The sequence below is a fragment of the Pseudomonas khavaziana genome, assembly GCF_019145205.1.
GTDB classification, from domain to species: domain Bacteria; phylum Pseudomonadota; class Gammaproteobacteria; order Pseudomonadales; family Pseudomonadaceae; genus Aquipseudomonas; species Aquipseudomonas khavaziana.
The window spans coordinates 211,097-227,584 of the sequence record NZ_JAHSTT010000005.1; the positions used below are offsets into that span (position 1 = coordinate 211,097).

12 protein-coding genes and 2 tRNA genes are annotated in these 16,488 nt (G+C 60.4%); 5 read left to right on the forward strand and 9 right to left on the reverse strand.

What is annotated here, in order from left to right:
- The first annotated feature begins 169 nt into the window (after window positions 1-169).
- A complete protein-coding gene (locus tag KVH01_RS14475; RefSeq protein ID WP_043046878.1) occupies window positions 170-454 on the forward strand; it encodes a DUF3509 domain-containing protein in 285 nt (94 codons plus the stop codon).
- A gap of 172 nt (window positions 455-626) precedes the next feature.
- Here KVH01_RS14475 and KVH01_RS14480 read toward each other — a convergent pair whose 3' ends face one another.
- Entirely contained in the window at window positions 627-1,826 is a 1,200-nt protein-coding gene (locus KVH01_RS14480) for a CaiB/BaiF CoA transferase family protein (protein ID WP_217881877.1), read from the reverse strand.
- Window positions 1,827-1,957: 131 nt separating this feature from the next.
- Here KVH01_RS14480 and KVH01_RS14485 point away from each other — a divergent pair, with 131 nt between their 5' ends.
- Window positions 1,958-2,500 carry a YaeQ family protein gene (locus KVH01_RS14485; RefSeq protein ID WP_003193952.1) on the forward strand — a complete coding sequence of 181 codons (543 nt, stop codon included), beginning with the start codon at window positions 1,958-1,960 and terminating at the stop codon, window positions 2,498-2,500.
- Window positions 2,501-2,651: 151 nt separating this feature from the next.
- Window positions 2,652-4,361 (forward strand): single-stranded-DNA-specific exonuclease RecJ, encoded by a 1,710-nt coding sequence (gene recJ, locus KVH01_RS14490; RefSeq protein WP_046069396.1) that lies wholly within the window; start codon window positions 2,652-2,654, stop codon window positions 4,359-4,361.
- A gap of 137 nt (window positions 4,362-4,498) precedes the next feature.
- Here recJ and KVH01_RS14495 read toward each other — a convergent pair whose 3' ends face one another.
- From KVH01_RS14495 to KVH01_RS14510, 4 genes are all read right to left on the reverse strand, one after another.
- A complete protein-coding gene (locus tag KVH01_RS14495) occupies window positions 4,499-5,779 on the reverse strand; it encodes a virulence factor family protein (RefSeq protein WP_217881878.1) in 1,281 nt (426 codons plus the stop codon).
- Window positions 5,779-8,421, reverse strand: a complete 2,643-nt coding sequence (gene mprF, locus KVH01_RS14500) for a bifunctional lysylphosphatidylglycerol flippase/synthetase MprF (RefSeq protein WP_217881879.1) — start codon at window positions 8,419-8,421, stop codon at window positions 5,779-5,781. Before mprF ends, KVH01_RS14495 begins: the two co-directional genes overlap by 1 nt.
- Before the next feature lie 279 nt (window positions 8,422-8,700).
- Window positions 8,701-8,777, reverse strand: a tRNA-Met gene (locus KVH01_RS14505).
- A 175-nt stretch (window positions 8,778-8,952) separates the two neighbouring features.
- Window positions 8,953-9,029, reverse strand: a tRNA-Met gene (locus KVH01_RS14510).
- A gap of 278 nt (window positions 9,030-9,307) precedes the next feature.
- On the opposite strand from KVH01_RS14510, the gene dinB reads away from it, so the two are divergent.
- Window positions 9,308-10,366 carry a DNA polymerase IV gene (gene dinB, locus KVH01_RS14515; protein ID WP_043051606.1) on the forward strand — a complete coding sequence of 353 codons (1,059 nt, stop codon included), beginning with the start codon at window positions 9,308-9,310 and terminating at the stop codon, window positions 10,364-10,366.
- A gap of 126 nt (window positions 10,367-10,492) precedes the next feature.
- Here the strand turns inward: dinB and KVH01_RS14520 are convergent, their stop codons facing one another.
- The 4 genes from KVH01_RS14520 to KVH01_RS14535 all read right to left on the reverse strand — a co-directional run bounded on the left by KVH01_RS14520 (window position 10,493) and on the right by KVH01_RS14535 (window position 15,258).
- Window positions 10,493-11,446 (reverse strand): hypothetical protein, encoded by a 954-nt coding sequence (locus tag KVH01_RS14520; RefSeq protein WP_217881880.1) that lies wholly within the window; start codon window positions 11,444-11,446, stop codon window positions 10,493-10,495.
- Between the two features lie 20 nt (window positions 11,447-11,466).
- Window positions 11,467-13,182: a proline--tRNA ligase gene (locus tag KVH01_RS14525; protein ID WP_043051604.1), complete on the reverse strand. Its 1,716-nt coding sequence runs from the start codon at window positions 13,180-13,182 to the stop codon at window positions 11,467-11,469.
- A 176-nt stretch (window positions 13,183-13,358) separates the two neighbouring features.
- Complete coding sequence (locus KVH01_RS14530) at window positions 13,359-14,900, reverse strand: AmpG family muropeptide MFS transporter (protein WP_043051603.1); 1,542 nt, start codon at window positions 14,898-14,900, stop codon at window positions 13,359-13,361.
- A 43-nt stretch (window positions 14,901-14,943) separates the two neighbouring features.
- Entirely contained in the window at window positions 14,944-15,258 is a 315-nt protein-coding gene (locus tag KVH01_RS14535) for an MGMT family protein (protein WP_043051602.1), read from the reverse strand.
- Window positions 15,259-15,454: 196 nt separating this feature from the next.
- Here KVH01_RS14535 and KVH01_RS14540 point away from each other — a divergent pair, with 196 nt between their 5' ends.
- Window positions 15,455-16,462, forward strand: coding sequence for a DUF481 domain-containing protein (locus KVH01_RS14540; RefSeq protein WP_217881881.1), 1,008 nt, complete (start codon window positions 15,455-15,457; stop codon window positions 16,460-16,462).
- Window positions 16,463-16,488 lie beyond the last annotated feature (26 nt).

Below are 16,488 nucleotides of genomic sequence, written 5' to 3' on the forward strand. Positions count from 1 at the left end.
AGCGGTTGTTTTTTCTCTGTCATGTTTTCCGTGCATGCTCGTTTCCCTCAAGCAGTGGATTACACAAAAGGTCGAACTTTCTGCTTTGAGCACGGGTCACTTGAATGTCAGCACCTTCGTGACATTTTTGTTTTTCGAACCTTTTTCGAATGATTGAGTGGTGATCGAGATGGAAAGTATCAACCTATTGCTCAGTGCGGCACTGAGCCCTTATCAGGTTACGCTGACCACTTCTGGTGTGCGCGACGACTGCCTGGTAACCGTGAAGAATCCCGGTGGCGCCATTGTGGTCGAGCGTGAAGTCGACCGTGGGCAATTAACCGATAAACGTGCGTTGGTGGATGTGGTGGATTGCCTGCTTCGCGACCTGAAGATCGCTGAAGGGCGTCTTGAACCCTCAGTCATTGCGGCCTTGCGCAACGCTGCCCAAACCCGTGGCAATGCCGTTGCATGAAAGATTATTTTTCTTCGGAACCTTCCTGCGGGGCGCTCAGTCAGAGTTCGTAACAGCAAGAGCAATCATTGTGCTCCGGTGTTTGTCGCTTGCTGTGCGGGCCTTTTTTGCAGGCCACGTTTAACCCCGAGTTGTCTCCCCACTGCTCGGGGTTTCTTTTTGCCCGCGATTTTCAGATCGCACCATTCTCACGCAGGCGGGTAATAGCCGCCGCGTCGTAGCCCAGGGCATTGAGCACTACGCTGTTGTGTTCACCCAATTGCGGCCCGACCCATTCGCAGCTGCCCGGTGTATCCGAGAGTTTGGGCACGATGCCCGGCATCTTGAAGCCCTTGCCGTCTGGAAGCTGCGCCTTGAGGAACATTTCCCGGGCCAGGAATTGGGGGTCGCCCAGCATGTCTTCGGCGCTGTAGATGCGGCTGGCGGGCACCTCAGCCTTGTTCAGTTGCTCAACCACCTGGTCCAGCGGCAGCGAATTGACCCAGCGGTCGATCACGCCGTACAGTTCGTCGCGGCGCAGGTCTCGCCCGTCATTGCTGGCCAACTGTGGGTCATTCGCCAAGTCGTCACGGCCTATGGTCGCCATGAAGCGTTTAAAGATCGCATCGCCATTGGCGCCGATCTGCACATGCTTGCCGTCCGCGCTGGTGTGGATCGAGGACGGGGTGATACCAGGCATGATGTTGCCGGTGCGTTCGCGAATAAACCCGAATACGTCGAACTCGGGGATCATGCTTTCCATCATGGCGAAGATGGCTTCATACAGCGCTACATCCACCACTTGGCCCAGGCCGCCGTTGACTTCGCGATGACGCAGCGCCATCAACGCCCCGATCACCGCCCACAACGCGGCAATCGAGTCGCCGATGGAGATCCCGGTGCGCACGGGCGGGCGGTCCTCGAAGCCGGTGATATAGCGCAAGCCGCCCATGGACTCGCCCACCGCGCCAAACCCGGGCTGGTCTTTCATCGGCCCGGTCTGGCCGAAGCCCGAGAGGCGCACCATCACCAGCTTGGGGTTTAATGCGTGCAGGGTTTCCCAGCTCAGTCCGAGCTTTTCCAGCACGCCGGGGCGGAAGTTTTCGATCAGGATGTCGGCGTCGGCCAGCAGTTGCTTGAGGATGGCCAGGCCGTCGGGGTGCTTGAGGTTGAGCGTCAGCGACTGCTTGTTACGCGCCTGCACGAACCACCACAACGAAGTGCCCTCGTACAGCTTGCGCCATTTACGCAGTGGGTCGCCGCCGTCCGGCGATTCGACCTTGATCACCTCGGCGCCGAATTCAGCGCAGATCCGCGACGCGAACGGGCCGGCGATCAATGTGCCCAGTTCGATGACTTTCAGACCGGCAAGGGGTTTGGCATTAAGCGACATGGGGATCCTTACAAGCACGGGACGGAGGTGCCTTGCTTTTTAACATAGGTGAGCAGATGCAGCGCAGATTCGTTGAATGACCCCGCCATCGGTTAGACTGACCACCTTTCCCTGTCTCTAGAAGCCCGTTCATGGCCCAGCCGTCCACGACCTACAAATTCGAACTCAACCTCACCGACCTCGACCGCTCGGTGTATGAGAGCGTCAAACAGACCATCGCCCGCCACCCTTCGGAAACCGAAGAGCGCATGACTGTGCGTCTGCTGGCCTACGCCCTTTGGTACAACGAGCAGTTGGCGTTCGGGCGTGGCCTGTCAGATGTAGACGAGCCGGCCCTGTGGGAAAAAAGCCTGGATGATCGGGTTTTGCACTGGATCGAAGTCGGCCAACCAGATGCCGATCGTCTGACCTGGTGCTCGCGCCGCACCGAACGCACCAGCCTGCTGGCCTATGGCAGCCTGCGTGTTTGGGAAGGCAAGGTGGTGCCGGTGGCCAACAACCTGAAAAACGTACACATCGCCGCCGTGCCCCAGGAAGTGCTCGAGACCCTGGCCAAGGACATGCCGCGGGTGATCAAGTGGGACGTGATGATCAGTGAAGGCACGATCTTCGTGACCGACGACCGTGGCCAGCATGAAGTGCAACTGCAATGGCTGGTTGGCGAGCGTGGTTGAATCGTGGCTGAGCACGGCTCCCTGTAGGAGCGAGCTTGCTCGCGAAAAAACCTCAGGGCACCGCGATCACCCAGACATCCCGCGTCATCGTTAATCACCTTCGCGAGCAAGCTCGCTCCTACAATTATTAAAGAGAAGTTATCACCACCGTATGCGTATCGATCCCCGCCCATTGCCCGCCGTCCTGCCTTTCCTCGGTGAATTGCCGCCGCTGTTGACCCGTCTCTACGCCGCACGCGGGGTGCAATCGGAAGCCGAGCTGGACAAGAGCCTGGCGCGGTTGATTCCCTACCAGCAGCTCAAGGGCATCGACGCGGCGGTGGATTTGCTGGTGACGGCCCTCGAGCAGCGCCAGCGCATCCTGATCGTCGGTGACTTCGACGCCGATGGCGCCACGGCGAGCACCGTAGGTACCCTGGGCCTGCGCTTGCTTGGAGCGGCCCATGTCGATTACCTGGTGCCCAACCGTTTCGAGTACGGCTACGGCCTGACGCCGGAAATCGTTGCAGTGGCGCTGCAACGCGAGCCGCAGTTGCTGATCACCGTGGACAACGGTATCTCCAGCGTCGAAGGCGTGGCGGCGGCGAAAGCGGCGGGATTGAAGGTGCTGGTGACCGACCATCACTTGCCGGGCGATGAACTGCCGGCGGCGGACGCCATCGTCAATCCGAACCAGCCTGGCTGCGGGTTCCCCAGCAAGGCCCTGGCCGGGGTCGGCGTGATCTTCTACGTGCTGATGGCCCTGCGTGCGCGTTTGCGCAGCTTGGGCTGGTATGACAACAGCCCACAGCCGAACATTGGTGAACTGCTCGACCTGGTGGCCCTGGGCAGCGTTGCCGACGTAGTGCCGTTGGATGCCAATAACCGCATCCTCGTCCATCAGGGCCTGGAGCGTATTCGTGCGGGGCGGGCGCGGCCGGGGATCAAGGCGATCCTTGAAGTAGCCAAGCGCGACCATGCCCGCATCACCTCCACCGACCTGGGTTTCATTCTCGGCCCGCGTCTGAATGCGGCCGGGCGCCTGGATGATATGAGCCTGGGCATCGAGTGCCTGCTGACCACCGACGTTGCTGCCGCACGGGAAATGGCCGCGCAACTGGACGGCATGAACCAGGATCGCAAATCCATCGAGCAAGGCATGCAGCGCGAGGCCCTGGCCCAGCTCAAGGACTTGCCGGTGGAGTCGATGCCGTACGGCTTGTGCCTGTTCGACCCGGAGTGGCACCAAGGGGTGATCGGCATCCTCGCGTCGCGCATGAAGGAGCGCTATTTCCGCCCGACCATCGCTTTCGCCGATGCAGGCGATGGCCTGCTCAAGGGCTCTGGCCGCTCGGTGCAAGGCTTTCATATCCGCGATGCACTGGCGGTCGTTGCCAGCCAGCATCCCAACCTGATCACCAAATACGGTGGCCACGCCATGGCGGCGGGGCTGACCTTGCCCGAAGCGAACTTTCCACTGTTTGCCGAAGCCTTTGATGCCGAAGTACGTCGGCAGCTGCGTGAAGAGGACCTCACCGGCCGGCTGCTCTCCGACGGCACCTTGGCCGTGGAAGAGTTCCACCTGGAGCTGGCCCGTGCCCTGCGCCATGCCGGCCCGTGGGGGCAGCACTTTCCCGAGCCGTTGTTTCACGGCGTGTTCCAGTTGGTGGAACAGCGGGTGGTCGGCGAGCGACACCTGAAAGTCGTGCTCAAGAGCGAGTGCGGGTCCGTGAAGCTCGATGGCATCGCCTTTGGCGTGGACCGCGAGGTGTGGCCAAACCCGACGGTGCGGTGGGTGGAGTTGGCCTACAAGCTGGACGTGAATGAGTTTCGCGGCAATGAAACCGTACAGCTGATGATTGCCCACATCGAACCGCGCTAGCTATTACTGACAATACAAAACAAATGTGGGAGGGGGCTTGCTCCCGATAGCTGAATGTCAGTCACTAAATCATTGACTGACATTCAGCTATCGGGAGCAAGCCCCCTCCCACATTGGGTCCTGTGTGCAGCCTGGAACTACTCGGCTTTGGCCTGGTGCTTGACGATAATATCCACCAAGCGCTTGGCCAGCGCCGGGTAGTTTTCATCGAAGTGATGCCCGCCCGGCAACTTCATGGCTTCACCCACCGCGGTCTTGTCGGTGCAGCCACTCTCGTCGACTTCTTCTGCACCGTAGATGCACACGACCTTCTCTGGCGGCAGCTTGGCCATTTCCGGGCCGGTCGCGGCTTCTTTGCCGGCGTTACCCAGCCAGCCTTCCACTTCGATTTCAAAGCTGCCGGTGCGGGCGAAGGCCAGCAGGATGATTGCATCGACCCGTTGCTGTTCGTTTTCCGGCATGCGGTTGTAAATGGCCGGCAGTACGTCGGCGCCGAACGAATAACCGGTGAGCACGAAACGCTTGGTGCCCCATTTCTGCCGGTAGTGCTGCATCAGTTCAGTGAGGTCCTTGGCGCTTTGTTCCGGGGTCTTGTGCTGCCAGTAGTAGCGCAGGGTGTCGATGCCGACCACCGGGTAGCCGATCTTGGCCATCTCGCCGGCTACGTCGCGGTCCAGGTCGCGCCAGCCGCCATCACCGGAGAGGAACAGGGTCACGGTGTCCTTGGCTTGGCCGGCCGGCACTTCCACCACCGGAATGGCCAGGCCGCCGTTGTCCGAACCTACCAGTTGCTTGCGCAGCTCGTTGTTCAGGATTTGCGGGTAATGAATGTCGTAGTCGCTGATGCTGGTAGTGGCACGCGGTGTGTCGCGTACGAAACTGGCACTCTCATCGTCAGGGTTGTCGTTCCACGCCACCAGCCAGCTGCCATGGGCGGCGGTTTTCGGCAGCGGGTCCTTGCAGCCTTCCTGGGTCAATGCGAAGCCCACCGAGATGGCGTTGGCCTTGTCATCGCTCTGTGTGGCCAGCCAGCGCCAGGCCAGTGCGGCGCCCGGGCCGATGCCACTGACCAGGGTCGCCGGACCTTTGAGCTGGGCCAGGGCGCCTTGCAGGGCTTGTTCCTGCACTGTGCAATCAGCCTTGGGCAGGACCACCTGGATGATCTGTGCCGTGCCGCCCTGGCTCAGGGCAATCAGTTGGCTGTCGGTCAGGGTTTCATCAGCCATCACCGCCACGGCTACACGAGCTTTCGCGGTGCTGGCCGGAGTTACACGGGTCATCACCGAGCCGTCGGCCTGGGGCAATTGCTCCAGGGTCGGTTGCGGAGCAGGGCGGTTCCAATACCAATAGCCGCCACCCAGGATCAGGGCGAGCAGCACTACAAAGGCCAATACATACCGCCAGGAGCGTCGAATCATCAGCGTTTCACCAATCCAGTCAAGCCGCCCGCGATCAGGGCGGCGGTATCGGCCAATGCCACCAGCGGGTCAAGTCCTGCGGGCACGGCCATGTAACGGGGTTCCCAGTCAGGCTGGAACTTGTCTTTGAAGCGGCGCAGACCTTGAAAGTTATACAGTTGCTCGCCACGGCGGAACACCATCGAACCCAGGCGCTGGGTCAACGGTGCGCCACGCCGCGGTTGCAGGCCCGACAACGGCACCATGCCGAGGCTGAAGCGCGCGTAGCCGTGGTTCTTATAGTGTTGAATCAGGCCCACCATCATGAACTCCATGGTCAGCTTGGGCGCGTCCGGGTGGGCACGCATCAGGTCAAGGCTGGCCAGGTCATGGTTGTAGGTCTCGAGCAGGTTGGCAAAGGCCACCGGGCGCCCTTCGAAGCGAATGATCGCGATACGGAAGTGCCGGAGGTAGTCGTCGCTGAAACGGCCCAGGGAGAAGCCCTTTTCCCGCACATTCTTACCTGTCAGCCAGGCATCGGAGATAACTTTTAATTCATCCATCGGCGCCTGGCCGGGTTCGAAAATTTCCAGGGACAGGCCGTCCCGGGTGCCACGGTTCCAGGTGTAGCGCAAATCCTTCATCTCTTTGCCCTTGGCTTCCAGGTCAAAGCGTTTCAGGTCGACGCGGGCTTCTTCGCCCAGCTTGATCGCGGTAAGGCCGATGTCCATGTAGTACGGCAGGTTCTCGGCACGGACCTGATAGAACACCGGGCGGGCATGATGGATGTCGCACAGGTCACGGAACTGCCAGATCATCTCGGCACGCGGTTGGGTCGGGCCGATCGGGTCGTACAGGGCCACCAGGCTGCGTCCGCGACGGGCGTACATCAGGAAGGCTTCGTCGTTGGGGTGGAACAGCAGCGCCTTGTCGCCAGTCAGCGCCAGGCCGCCGTCGGGCTGGGAGGAGGCCATCAGGATCTTGGTGGCGCGCTCCAGTTCTTCCGGGGTCGGCAGGTGAATGACCGGGCGTGCCGTACGCAGCAGCCAGGTCAGCGACACGATTACCAGCAACACGGCGGCGCCGAGCAGCGAACGCAAACCACGCGGGGCGTTGGCGTCGAGGGTGAACTGCCACCAGAGCTGGTGGCTGTAGGGTACGTCCTGGTAGGCAAACAGCAGCAGCCAGATCGAAGCGCCGAGTACACAGACACTGGCCACAAGGTACAGCGGCGAAAAAGGCAATTCGGTCAGGCGGCTGGCGCGGTAGAACGAGCGACGGAAGATCGCCAGCAGCACCGCAGTCATGGTCATCAGGCTGGCTTCTTCCCAGTCGAAACCTTTAAGCAGCGAGAGCAGGGCGCCCACCAGCAGCAACACCATGGTCAGCATCCAGGCCGCCGACAAACGTCGACGCAGGCCCTGGGCGAGCAGCAGGCACAACACGCCGATCAGGCTGGCACCAAAGTGCGAAGCGTCAATCAGGCGGTGGGGAATCAGGAAGCCGATGTTTTCCAGGCGTGAGTCGATCTCTGGCGTGGCGCCGGAAAACAGCAGGACCACGCCGGACAAAAAAACCAGTACGGCCAGTACTGGCGCCGCCAACCCCGAGGCCACCCGCAGGCTTTGCTGGGTCTGGAATAGACGCTGGGCCTCGTTGACCAGCAGGAACACACAGGCAATCAGCAGCGGCAAGACCACGTAGATCATCCGGTACAGCAGCAAGGCTGCAGCGAGGGGCGCGGCACCGAGCTTATCGGCAAACGCCGCCAGCAGGATCGCTTCGAATACACCCACGCCGCCCGGCACATGGCTGAGTACACCGGCGGCCAGGGCCAACAGGTACACCAGCAGGAACGGGCCGAAGGGCGGTGCTTCCGGCAACAACATATAAAGGACGGCAGCAGCAGCGGCGACGTCCAGTGCGGTGATGATCAGTTGCAGGAAGGTCAGGCGACGGCCAGGCAGGCGCAGGGTACGGCGTCCGGCCTTGACCAGCAGGTTGTCGGGGTAGGGCTGTTCCGGCAGGCGGCGGCGATAGATACCGATGCACAACGCGGCTGACAGCAGCAGCACGGCACCGGCAACGCCACCGAGCAGGCCTTGCGGCAAATGCAGGTAGGTCGAGGCGGCCGGCAGGTTGCTCAAGGTGGCCAATGCGGCCAGTGGCGGCAGGGCGCAGCCCAGGGCCAGGCTGGCGAACACGGTCATGTGCGCTACTTCCGACGCGCCGATGCCATGCCGTGCATATAGACGGTAGCGCACCGAGCCGCCCGAGAGCATCGACAAACCAATGGCGTTACCGATGGCAAAGGCGGTGAAGCCACCCAGGGCCAGGGTTTTGGCGGGCAACTTCACCCCGGCATAACGGGCACCGGAGAATTCATAGCCGAGCAGGATGACGAAGCCGGCGACCGCCGCTGCAAACGCGCCGAGCAGGGCTGGCTTGGGCACTTCCAGGATCGAGTCATGCAGGGCATAGAGATCCAGTTCCAGCAGCAGGTGCCGGCAGGCAATCAGGGCGATTGCAAACAACAGCAACGTAACCGCCAGGCCGATGGGCTGCCGGTACTTGCTCAACAGATCCAGCCAGCGCAAGCGGGTTGGCGTGATCGGTTGTTCTGCTGTGACGGTGTCTTGTGGTTCAGACGAGTTGGCGCGCATCAATCACCTCGTGGATTGTGCGCGACAGGATGGGGGTATCCAGCCAAGTTACCAATCCCTATGGACAAAATAATTACAAATATTAACGCGGAACGCCGGGTGCGGCGACTGCGGCCATTGGTCGTAGAGGGTAGCGCTTGAGCATTGAGTCTGACGTGCAATGAGATGGACTCAACAAACCGAGTAGGGTTTCATGAAAGATGCCATGCCATTGTTTCAGAAGAACTTTTTCACCGGATACAAAAAAGGCCACTCTTTCGAGTAGCCTTTTTTGATGTTTGGTTGCGGGAGCCGGATTTGAACCGACGACCTTCGGGTTATGAGCCCGACGAGCTACCAGACTGCTCCATCCCGCGTCTGTGGCCGGCATTCTACAGCCCAGCGGCAGGGTGTCAACCGTTAATGCGCCGATGAGGCCAATTAGTGTGAATTATTCTGAAATCAAGGCGTTGGCGCGTTTTTTGGTCAGCTGGGATGAAAAACAGGCGCGCACAAAAAAGGCCACTCTTTCGAGTAGCCTTTCTTGATGTTTGGTTGCGGGAGCCGGATTTGAACCGACGACCTTCGGGTTATGAGCCCGACGAGCTACCAGACTGCTCCATCCCGCGTCTGTGTGTCGGCATTCTACAGAGGAACGCGAGTGTGTCAACCCGTTAATCGAAGAAAAGCGCTTGTGCTTCAATCGGTTAGCTCTCAAAAGTGCGGCCTTGAACCGCTCGGGGCCAGTCAGGCCGAGGCTTTCAGCTCTATCGGAAGGCTGAATTCGATTGAGAAAATAAATTCACCTGAAAAATTTCCTACCACTTGGAAGGAAGAATCAAACTACTGGTGCTATATACAGGTGTGGATGCGATACTGCCCACCCGTTGGTTCACACCCCGTTTATATGACGCAGCGCAAAATCATCCACGTCGATTGTGATTGCTTCTACGCCGCCATTGAGATGCGCGATGACCCGAGCCTGGCGCAAAAGCCCTTGGCCGTGGGTGGCTCGGCGGACCGTCGTGGCGTGATCGCTACTTGCAACTACGAAGCACGGGCGTACGGGGTGCGTTCTGCCATGTCGTCGCGCCACGCCTTGAAGCTGTGCCCGGACCTGACCATCGTCAAGCCGCGCATGGATGCCTATAAAGAAGCCTCGAAGGAAATCCAGACGATCTTTCGCGACTACACCGACTTGATCGAGCCGTTGTCGCTGGATGAAGCCTACCTTGATGTCTCCGACAGTCCGCATTTTGGCGGCAGTGCCACGCGCATTGCCCAGGATATCCGCCGCCGTGTTTCCAACCAGCTGCATATCACCGTGTCTGCCGGTGTGGCGCCGAACAAGTTTTTGGCCAAGATCGCCAGTGACTGGAAGAAACCCAACGGCCTGTTCGTGATTACCCCGGGCCAGGTCGAAGACTTTGTCTCGCAGTTGCGCGTCAGCAAGCTGCACGGCGTCGGCAAGGTCACGGCGGATAAGCTCGCACGCCTGGGTATTGAAGACTGCCTGCAGTTGCGCGAGTGGAACAAACTGGCGCTGGTGCGCGAATTCGGCAGTTTTGGCGAACGCCTCTGGAGCCTGGCCCGTGGGATTGATGACCGCGTGGTACAGAACGACAGCCGTCGACAATCCATCAGTGTGGAAAATACCTACGACGTGGACTTGCCGGATCTCTCAAGCTGCCTGGCGAAACTGCCCGAGCTGATGGAAACCCTGGCCGGGCGTATGGCGCGCATAGACAGCAGCTACCGGGCAGGCAAGCCGTTTGTCAAAGTGAAGTTTCATGACTTTACCCAGACGACGCTGGAGCAGGCCGGGGCAGGGCGGGATCTGGAGAGTTATCAACAGTTGCTGACCCAGGCGTTTAACCGTGGGGGGAAACCGGTGCGATTGCTGGGGATTGGGGTGCGGTTGCTGGATTTAAGTGGCGGCAACGAACAACTCGAGTTCTCCTGGTAGAAGCCGGGTGTCCCTTGTAGGAGCGAGCTTGCTCGCGAAGAACGTCAACGATAACGCGTGTTTCCTGAATGAACGCGGCGCCTGTGAGTTTTTCGCGAGCAAGCTCGCTCCTACAAAAAGCCTTAACTAGCGTGCGCCTGGATCCGCCACCAACCGCCCCGCATCCTTGGTCAACGCTTGCACAAACTCCTGCTGCAATTCCGGATCATTGCGGGTCAGTTCAATCAGGCTCTGTTCCAGTTCGCTGGCCTCTTCTTCCAGGCCCAGCTCTGACAGGCGCTTGACCCGGTGCACCCACTGGTTCACCTCGTCATCTTCCAAGTCGTCGTAGATCAGCCCATGGGCTTCCAGCAACTTGCCGCGCAGGCTGTTGCTGACCGCCAGGGTCGAGTCCGTATGCACGTCATCCTGGCCGTCTTCGACGCTGATCTTCAAGGTGGTGATGCGGTTCAGGTCCTGCTCGGCGAAGGGGCTGTCCAACAGGTTCAGGCGTAGTATGCCGTTGCGGTCGGTGGTCAGCTCATGGGTCTGCTTGCCGGCGGTGACCTGTACCGGGCGTTCGCTCCAGGGCAGGCTCGAATACTCCAGGCGCTTGTCGCGCTGGACTTCATCGATGGCTGCCAGGTTCTGTTGCGCACGGCCGTGGGATTGCACGTTCATGAACGGGTTGATGCCGTCCACACCGTAGCTCAACCAGTCATGGGTCACGCTAGTGGGCAAGTTGCCGAGGGCGAAGATATTCGCCACGTTGGCGCCCACGCCAGCTACCAACGCCACGGCCCCCAGGGGCATCTCGTAGAGTTTGCGCCAGGGCTGGTAGGGCGTGTAGCGGTCGTAACGACGGGTGACTTCGAATTCGGTGACCTCGAAGGTCTTCTGCTCATGAATGCGAACCCTGCGTTGCGGCAGCTCCAGCACTTTGGGTTCGCCGACATCGATCTGCAGGCTGTGGTCGAGCAACTTGCGCTCGATCCGCTCCTCGTGCTCACTGCGTTGCGACATTTGATTGGCGCAGCCGCTGACCAGCAGGGCGCCGCACAAGGCGGCGCCCCCCAGGGCTCTGGTGTGTGGCTTGAACATGACGTCTCTTGGTCTGGTTTTCAGCGACGAATACGCGCCTGGAGGAAAGACAGCACGTCAGCCACCGGCAAGGGTTGGGCTTCAGCTTCGGTCCGGCTCTTGTATTCCAGGTTGCCATCGGCCAGGCCGCGGTCACTGACCACGATCCGGTGCGGGATGCCAATCAGTTCCATGTCGGCGAACTTGATACCCGGGCTGGTCTTCTTGTCCCGGTCATCGAGCAGCACTTCAAAACCGGCGGCCGTCAGTTCGGCATACAGTTTGTCGGTGGCTTCGCGTACTTGCTCGGTTTCGTAGCGCAGTGGCACCAGGGCCACCTGGAACGGTGCCAGGGCGTCACTCCAGATAATGCCTTTTTCGTCATTATTCTGTTCGATGGCAGCGGCTACCACACGAGAAACACCGATGCCGTAGCAACCCATTTCCAGGGTGATCGGCTTGCCGTTTTCGCCCAGCACTTCGCACTTCATCGCCTTGCTGTACTTGTTGCCCAGCTGGAAGATATGCCCGACTTCGATGCCGCGCTTGATTTCCAGGGTGCCCTTGCCATCCGGGCTTGGATCGCCGGCGACAACGTTACGCAGGTCAGCCACCGTCGGAACCGGCAAGTCGCGCTCCCAGTTCACACCGAAGTAGTGCTTGTCGTCGATGTTCGCGCCGATGCCGAAGTCGCTCATCAGCTCCACCGAACGGTCGATGATGATCGGCAGCGGCAGGTTCAGCGGGCCCAGGGAACCGGCGCCGGCGCCGATGGCGTCACGCAGTTCGGCGTCGGAGGCCATGACCAGTGGGCTGGCCACGCCAGGTTGGTTGGCCGCCTTGATTTCGTTGAGCTCGTGGTCGCCACGGATGACCAGGGCGATCAGCTTGCCTTCTTCTTCGGCGTGCACGATCAGGGTCTTGATGGTTTTTTCAATCGGCAGATTGAATTTTTCCACCAGGGCCGCGATGGTCTTGGTGTCAGGAGTATCGACCAGGCGCAGTTCTTCGGCCGGTGCGGGGCGGGAAGTTTCCCGTGGCACCGCTTCGGCTTTCTCGATGTTGGCCGCGTAGTCGGAACCGTTGCTGAACACGATATCGTCTTCGCCGGATTCGGCCAGCACGTGGAATTCGTGGGAGCCGGCACCGCCGATGGAGCCGTTGTCCGCTTCAACCGGGCGGAATTTCAGGCCCAGGCGCGTAAACACGTTGCAGTAGGCCTGGTGCATGCGGTCGTAGGTGACCTGCAGCGACGCGAGGTCGGCGTGGAAGGAATAAGCGTCCTTCATGATGAACTCGCGGCCACGCATCAGGCCGAAGCGTGGGCGGATTTCATCACGGAACTTGGTCTGGATCTGATACAGGTTCAGCGGCAACTGCTTATAGCTGCTCAACTCGTTGCGCATCAGGTCGGTGATGACCTCTTCATGGGTCGGGCCGGCGCAGAAATCGCGGCCATGACGGTCCTTGAAGCGCAGCAACTCAGGGCCGTACTCTTCCCAGCGCCCGGATTCCTGCCACAACTCAGCCGGTTGGGTGCTCGGCATCAACACTTCCAGAGAGCCGGCGGCGTTCATTTCTTCACGAACGATGGCTTCGACCTTGCGCATCACCTTCAAGCCCATGGGCAACCAGGTGTACAGGCCGGAGGCCAGTTTGCGGATCATACCGGCGCGCAGCATCAGCTGGTGGCTGATCACTACCGCGTCGGAAGGCGTTTCTTTCTGTGTGGCGAGCAAATATTGACTGGTACGCATGGTAGGCCGTTGTCGGTTGCTTGGACTTGAAATGACTTGGGATTGTACGGGCGCTTGCTGCTCGCGTACAGGCATGAGCTATGTAGGAGCGAGCTTGCTCGCGAAGATCGTCAACGATGACGTGGGAAACCGGGGAGAACGCGGTGTCTGTGAGTTCTTCGCGAGCAAGCTCGCTCCTACAAGGGATCCGTTTCTTCAGAGGGGTTCAACCGGGCGCGCCGGTTTTCCTGGAACCAGTGCAACGCAATCAGGAACAGCGTCGGCAGGCCCAGCAGGCAGGTGATCATGAAGAAGTTGTGATAACCGAACTTCTCCACCATCACTCCCGAGTACCCGCCGATCAGGCGGGGCAGCAACAGCATGATCGAGCTGAGCAACGCGTACTGGGTGGCGGAGAACTTGAGGTTGGTCAGGCTCGACAGGTAGGCGACGAACGCCGATGTGGCCAGGCCCGAGCTGAAGTTATCCAGGGATATGGTGACGATCAGCATCTGCAGGTCGGGGCCCATGTCGGCGAGCATCACGAACAGCAAGTTGGTGCCGGCCGAAGCCACGCCACCGATAAACAGGATTGGCAGGATACCGAACCGCACAATCAACAGGCCGCCCATGCCGGCGCCGACCAGGGTCATGATCAGGCCGAAGATCTTGCTCACCCCGGCGATCTGGTCCTTGGTAAAGCCCTGGTCGATGTAGAACACGTTGGCCATCACGCCCATCACCGTGTCGGACATGCGATAGGTGGCAATCAGCCCGAGCAGCAACAGTGCCTGCCAGCGATAACGCAGGATGAAGTCGTTGACCGGCGTCAGCACCGGCGCCAGGCCCCGGCGGCCCATGGCCGAAAGGCACAGCGAAGTGAGCGTGATATAGAGAATGGCGCGCAGGAATGCGCGGTCTTCCATCAGCAGTTCCCATAGGCTCACACCCTGGAACAACACGCTGGCGAAGTCAGTGTTGTACAGTTGGGTGAACATCGCCGGCACCGACACCAGCAGCACGATCAGTACGAACACTGACACCAGCTGGTGCACGAAGCTGTAGCGCCCGGCCTGCAACTGCGTGCGCAGGGGCACATCGGGCTCACGCATCAACAGCGTGGTCAGCAGGGCTGGAACCATCAACACGCCGAACAGCACATAGGTGCCGGTCCAGGCCGAGTGTTTATAGTTGAAGCCGGTGGAGCCGAAGCCTTCGGCAAAGAACAGCGCGCCGGCCGTGGCCAGCAGGGCGGCGATGCGATAACCGGACATGTAGCTTGCGGCCAGGGCGGCCTGGCGGCTGTCGTCGGCAATTTCCAGGCGATAGGCATCCACGGCAATGTCTTGGGTGGCCGACGCGAACGCGACCACCACCGCAATGGCGATCAACCAGGACAAGTGCTTTTGCGGATCGCAGAAGCCCATGCCGATCAATCCGAGGATCACCAGCGACTGGGCCAGCACCAGCCAGGAACGACGACGCCCCAGTTTTCCGAGTAACGGCAGGCGCCATTGGTCGAGCAGCGGCGACCAGACCCATTTGAAGGCGTAGGCCAGACCGATCAGGCTCGCATAACCGATGGTCTCGCGGGCCACACCGGCTTCACGCAGCCACACGGAAAGCGTCGAGAACACCAACATGTAAGGCATGCCGGCGGCGAAACCGAGCAACAACAGCACTAACGTCGAGGGGCTGGCATAGGCGGCGAGCGCGGCGCGCCAGGTTTTACGGGGCATGGGCTGGAGTCTGCCTCAGATTTGCGGAAACAAAGCGCGCACTCTAACCGCTGTGCTCTACCGGGCGCCAGCCATGACGCTGAATATCAACGCGATTGTTCAAGATAGTGACGCCTTCGCTACGCAAACGCGCACGTTGTTCGTCACCCGAGGCACTGCCCACCGGCAGGCTTATCCGACCGCCGGCACCCAGCACCCGATGCCAGGGCAATCGCGTATCCTCGGGCAACTGGCTCAGGGTGCGCCCGACCCAGCGGGCGGCGCGGCCCAGGCCGGCCAGTCGGGCCAGCTCGCCGTAGCTCACCACGCAGCCTTCCGGCACTTGCGCCAGCGTCAGGTACAAGGCGGTACGACGCATGTCGGCGGGGCTTTGCGGCGTATCGGCAGGTAGATTCACTGTGTGTGGGCATCCGTTGAGATCGTCGTTGTTTTGTCAGAAACGTCTGTAAACATGGCGGTGAGAATTGAACTCAATATAAATCCTTGAGTCAGTTCTAGCCATGTAACACTATAACGCCCCTTATTTTCGCCACCCCTGAGCCCCGTATCTGCTTATGTTGTCCAGAACCCTGTTGTGCCTTGCTGTTTTCAGTGCTTCCACGCCCTTGCTCGCCGACACCGTGTGGTTGAAAAACGGTGACCGCCTGACCGGCAAGATCAAAGTCTTCGACGGCGGCAAATTGCTGATCCAGACCACCTACGCAGGCTCAATCCCGGTGGACTGGAAGCAGGTCAAGACCCTGGAAAGCGACCAGGAACTGCTGGTCAAGCAGGACGCCTACAGCGGTGAAAAGGCCAAGTCCTTGCAGGCATCGGATGATGGCAAGGTGGTGCTGGCCAATGGCGAGGCACCCAAGACCGTGGAGCTGGCAAGTATCCAGCAGATCATGAAGCCCAAGCCAGTGATCGAAGACCTGGTGTGGAAGGGCAACGTCGACCTGGCGCTGGACTACAAGCGTGCCGACAAAGACACCAACGACTACGACGTCGACTTCAAGACCTCGGCCCGTCACGGCCAGTGGCGTCATACGGGCAAGGGCGAATACAACCGCGAGTTCCAGGATGACGTCACCACCACCGACAACTGGGCGCTGGAATACAACCTCGACCGTTTCATCACCGAACACTGGTTCTGGCAGGGCCGCTTGACCTACAAGCGCGACAAGGTCGAAGACCTGGCCCGCCAGCGCGTTGTCGGTACCGGCCCGGGCTATCAGTTCTGGGATGATGAACTGGGCGCTTTCTCCCTGGGGTCGCTGGTCAACCGTACCGATTATGAATATGCCGACGGCGGCAAGGACAACTTCTATTCCCTGGCCATGAAGTGGAACTACAACCGCTACCTGGTGGGCAAGACCGTCGAGTTCTTCACCAACGGTGAATTGGGCAAGCCCCTGGCCGGACCGGCCGAGTATTCCCTGGATGCCGAAATGGGCCTGCGCTACAAGGTCACCGAGTGGGCTTCGCTGAACTTGAAGGCTGAGCGCAACGAGGTCAGCGGCAACTCCGACAGCAGCTTGAGCAAGACCCGCTACACCGCAGGCTTTGGTGTGGCCTGGTAAAACCTGCGTCGGCCAGCCTGGCAACC

Coding starts and splice junctions, on each gene's coding strand:
- KVH01_RS14475 (WP_043046878.1), top strand. CDS start 170: ATGGAAAGTATCAACCTATTGCTCAGTGCGGCACTGAGCCCTTATCAG.
- KVH01_RS14480 (WP_217881877.1), bottom strand. CDS start 1,826: ATGTCGCTTAATGCCAAACCCCTTGCCGGTCTGAAAGTCATCGAACTG.
- KVH01_RS14485 (WP_003193952.1), top strand. CDS start 1,958: ATGGCCCAGCCGTCCACGACCTACAAATTCGAACTCAACCTCACCGAC.
- recJ (WP_046069396.1), top strand. CDS start 2,652: ATGCGTATCGATCCCCGCCCATTGCCCGCCGTCCTGCCTTTCCTCGGT.
- KVH01_RS14495 (WP_217881878.1), bottom strand. CDS start 5,779: ATGATTCGACGCTCCTGGCGGTATGTATTGGCCTTTGTAGTGCTGCTC.
- mprF (WP_217881879.1), bottom strand. CDS start 8,421: ATGCGCGCCAACTCGTCTGAACCACAAGACACCGTCACAGCAGAACAA.
- dinB (WP_043051606.1), top strand. CDS start 9,308: ATGACGCAGCGCAAAATCATCCACGTCGATTGTGATTGCTTCTACGCC.
- KVH01_RS14520 (WP_217881880.1), bottom strand. CDS start 11,446: ATGTTCAAGCCACACACCAGAGCCCTGGGGGGCGCCGCCTTGTGCGGC.
- KVH01_RS14525 (WP_043051604.1), bottom strand. CDS start 13,182: ATGCGTACCAGTCAATATTTGCTCGCCACACAGAAAGAAACGCCTTCC.
- KVH01_RS14530 (WP_043051603.1), bottom strand. CDS start 14,900: ATGCCCCGTAAAACCTGGCGCGCCGCGCTCGCCGCCTATGCCAGCCCC.
- KVH01_RS14535 (WP_043051602.1), bottom strand. CDS start 15,258: ATGCGTCGTACCGCCTTGTACCTGACGCTGGCGCAAGTGCCGGAAGGC.
- KVH01_RS14540 (WP_217881881.1), top strand. CDS start 15,455: ATGTTGTCCAGAACCCTGTTGTGCCTTGCTGTTTTCAGTGCTTCCACG.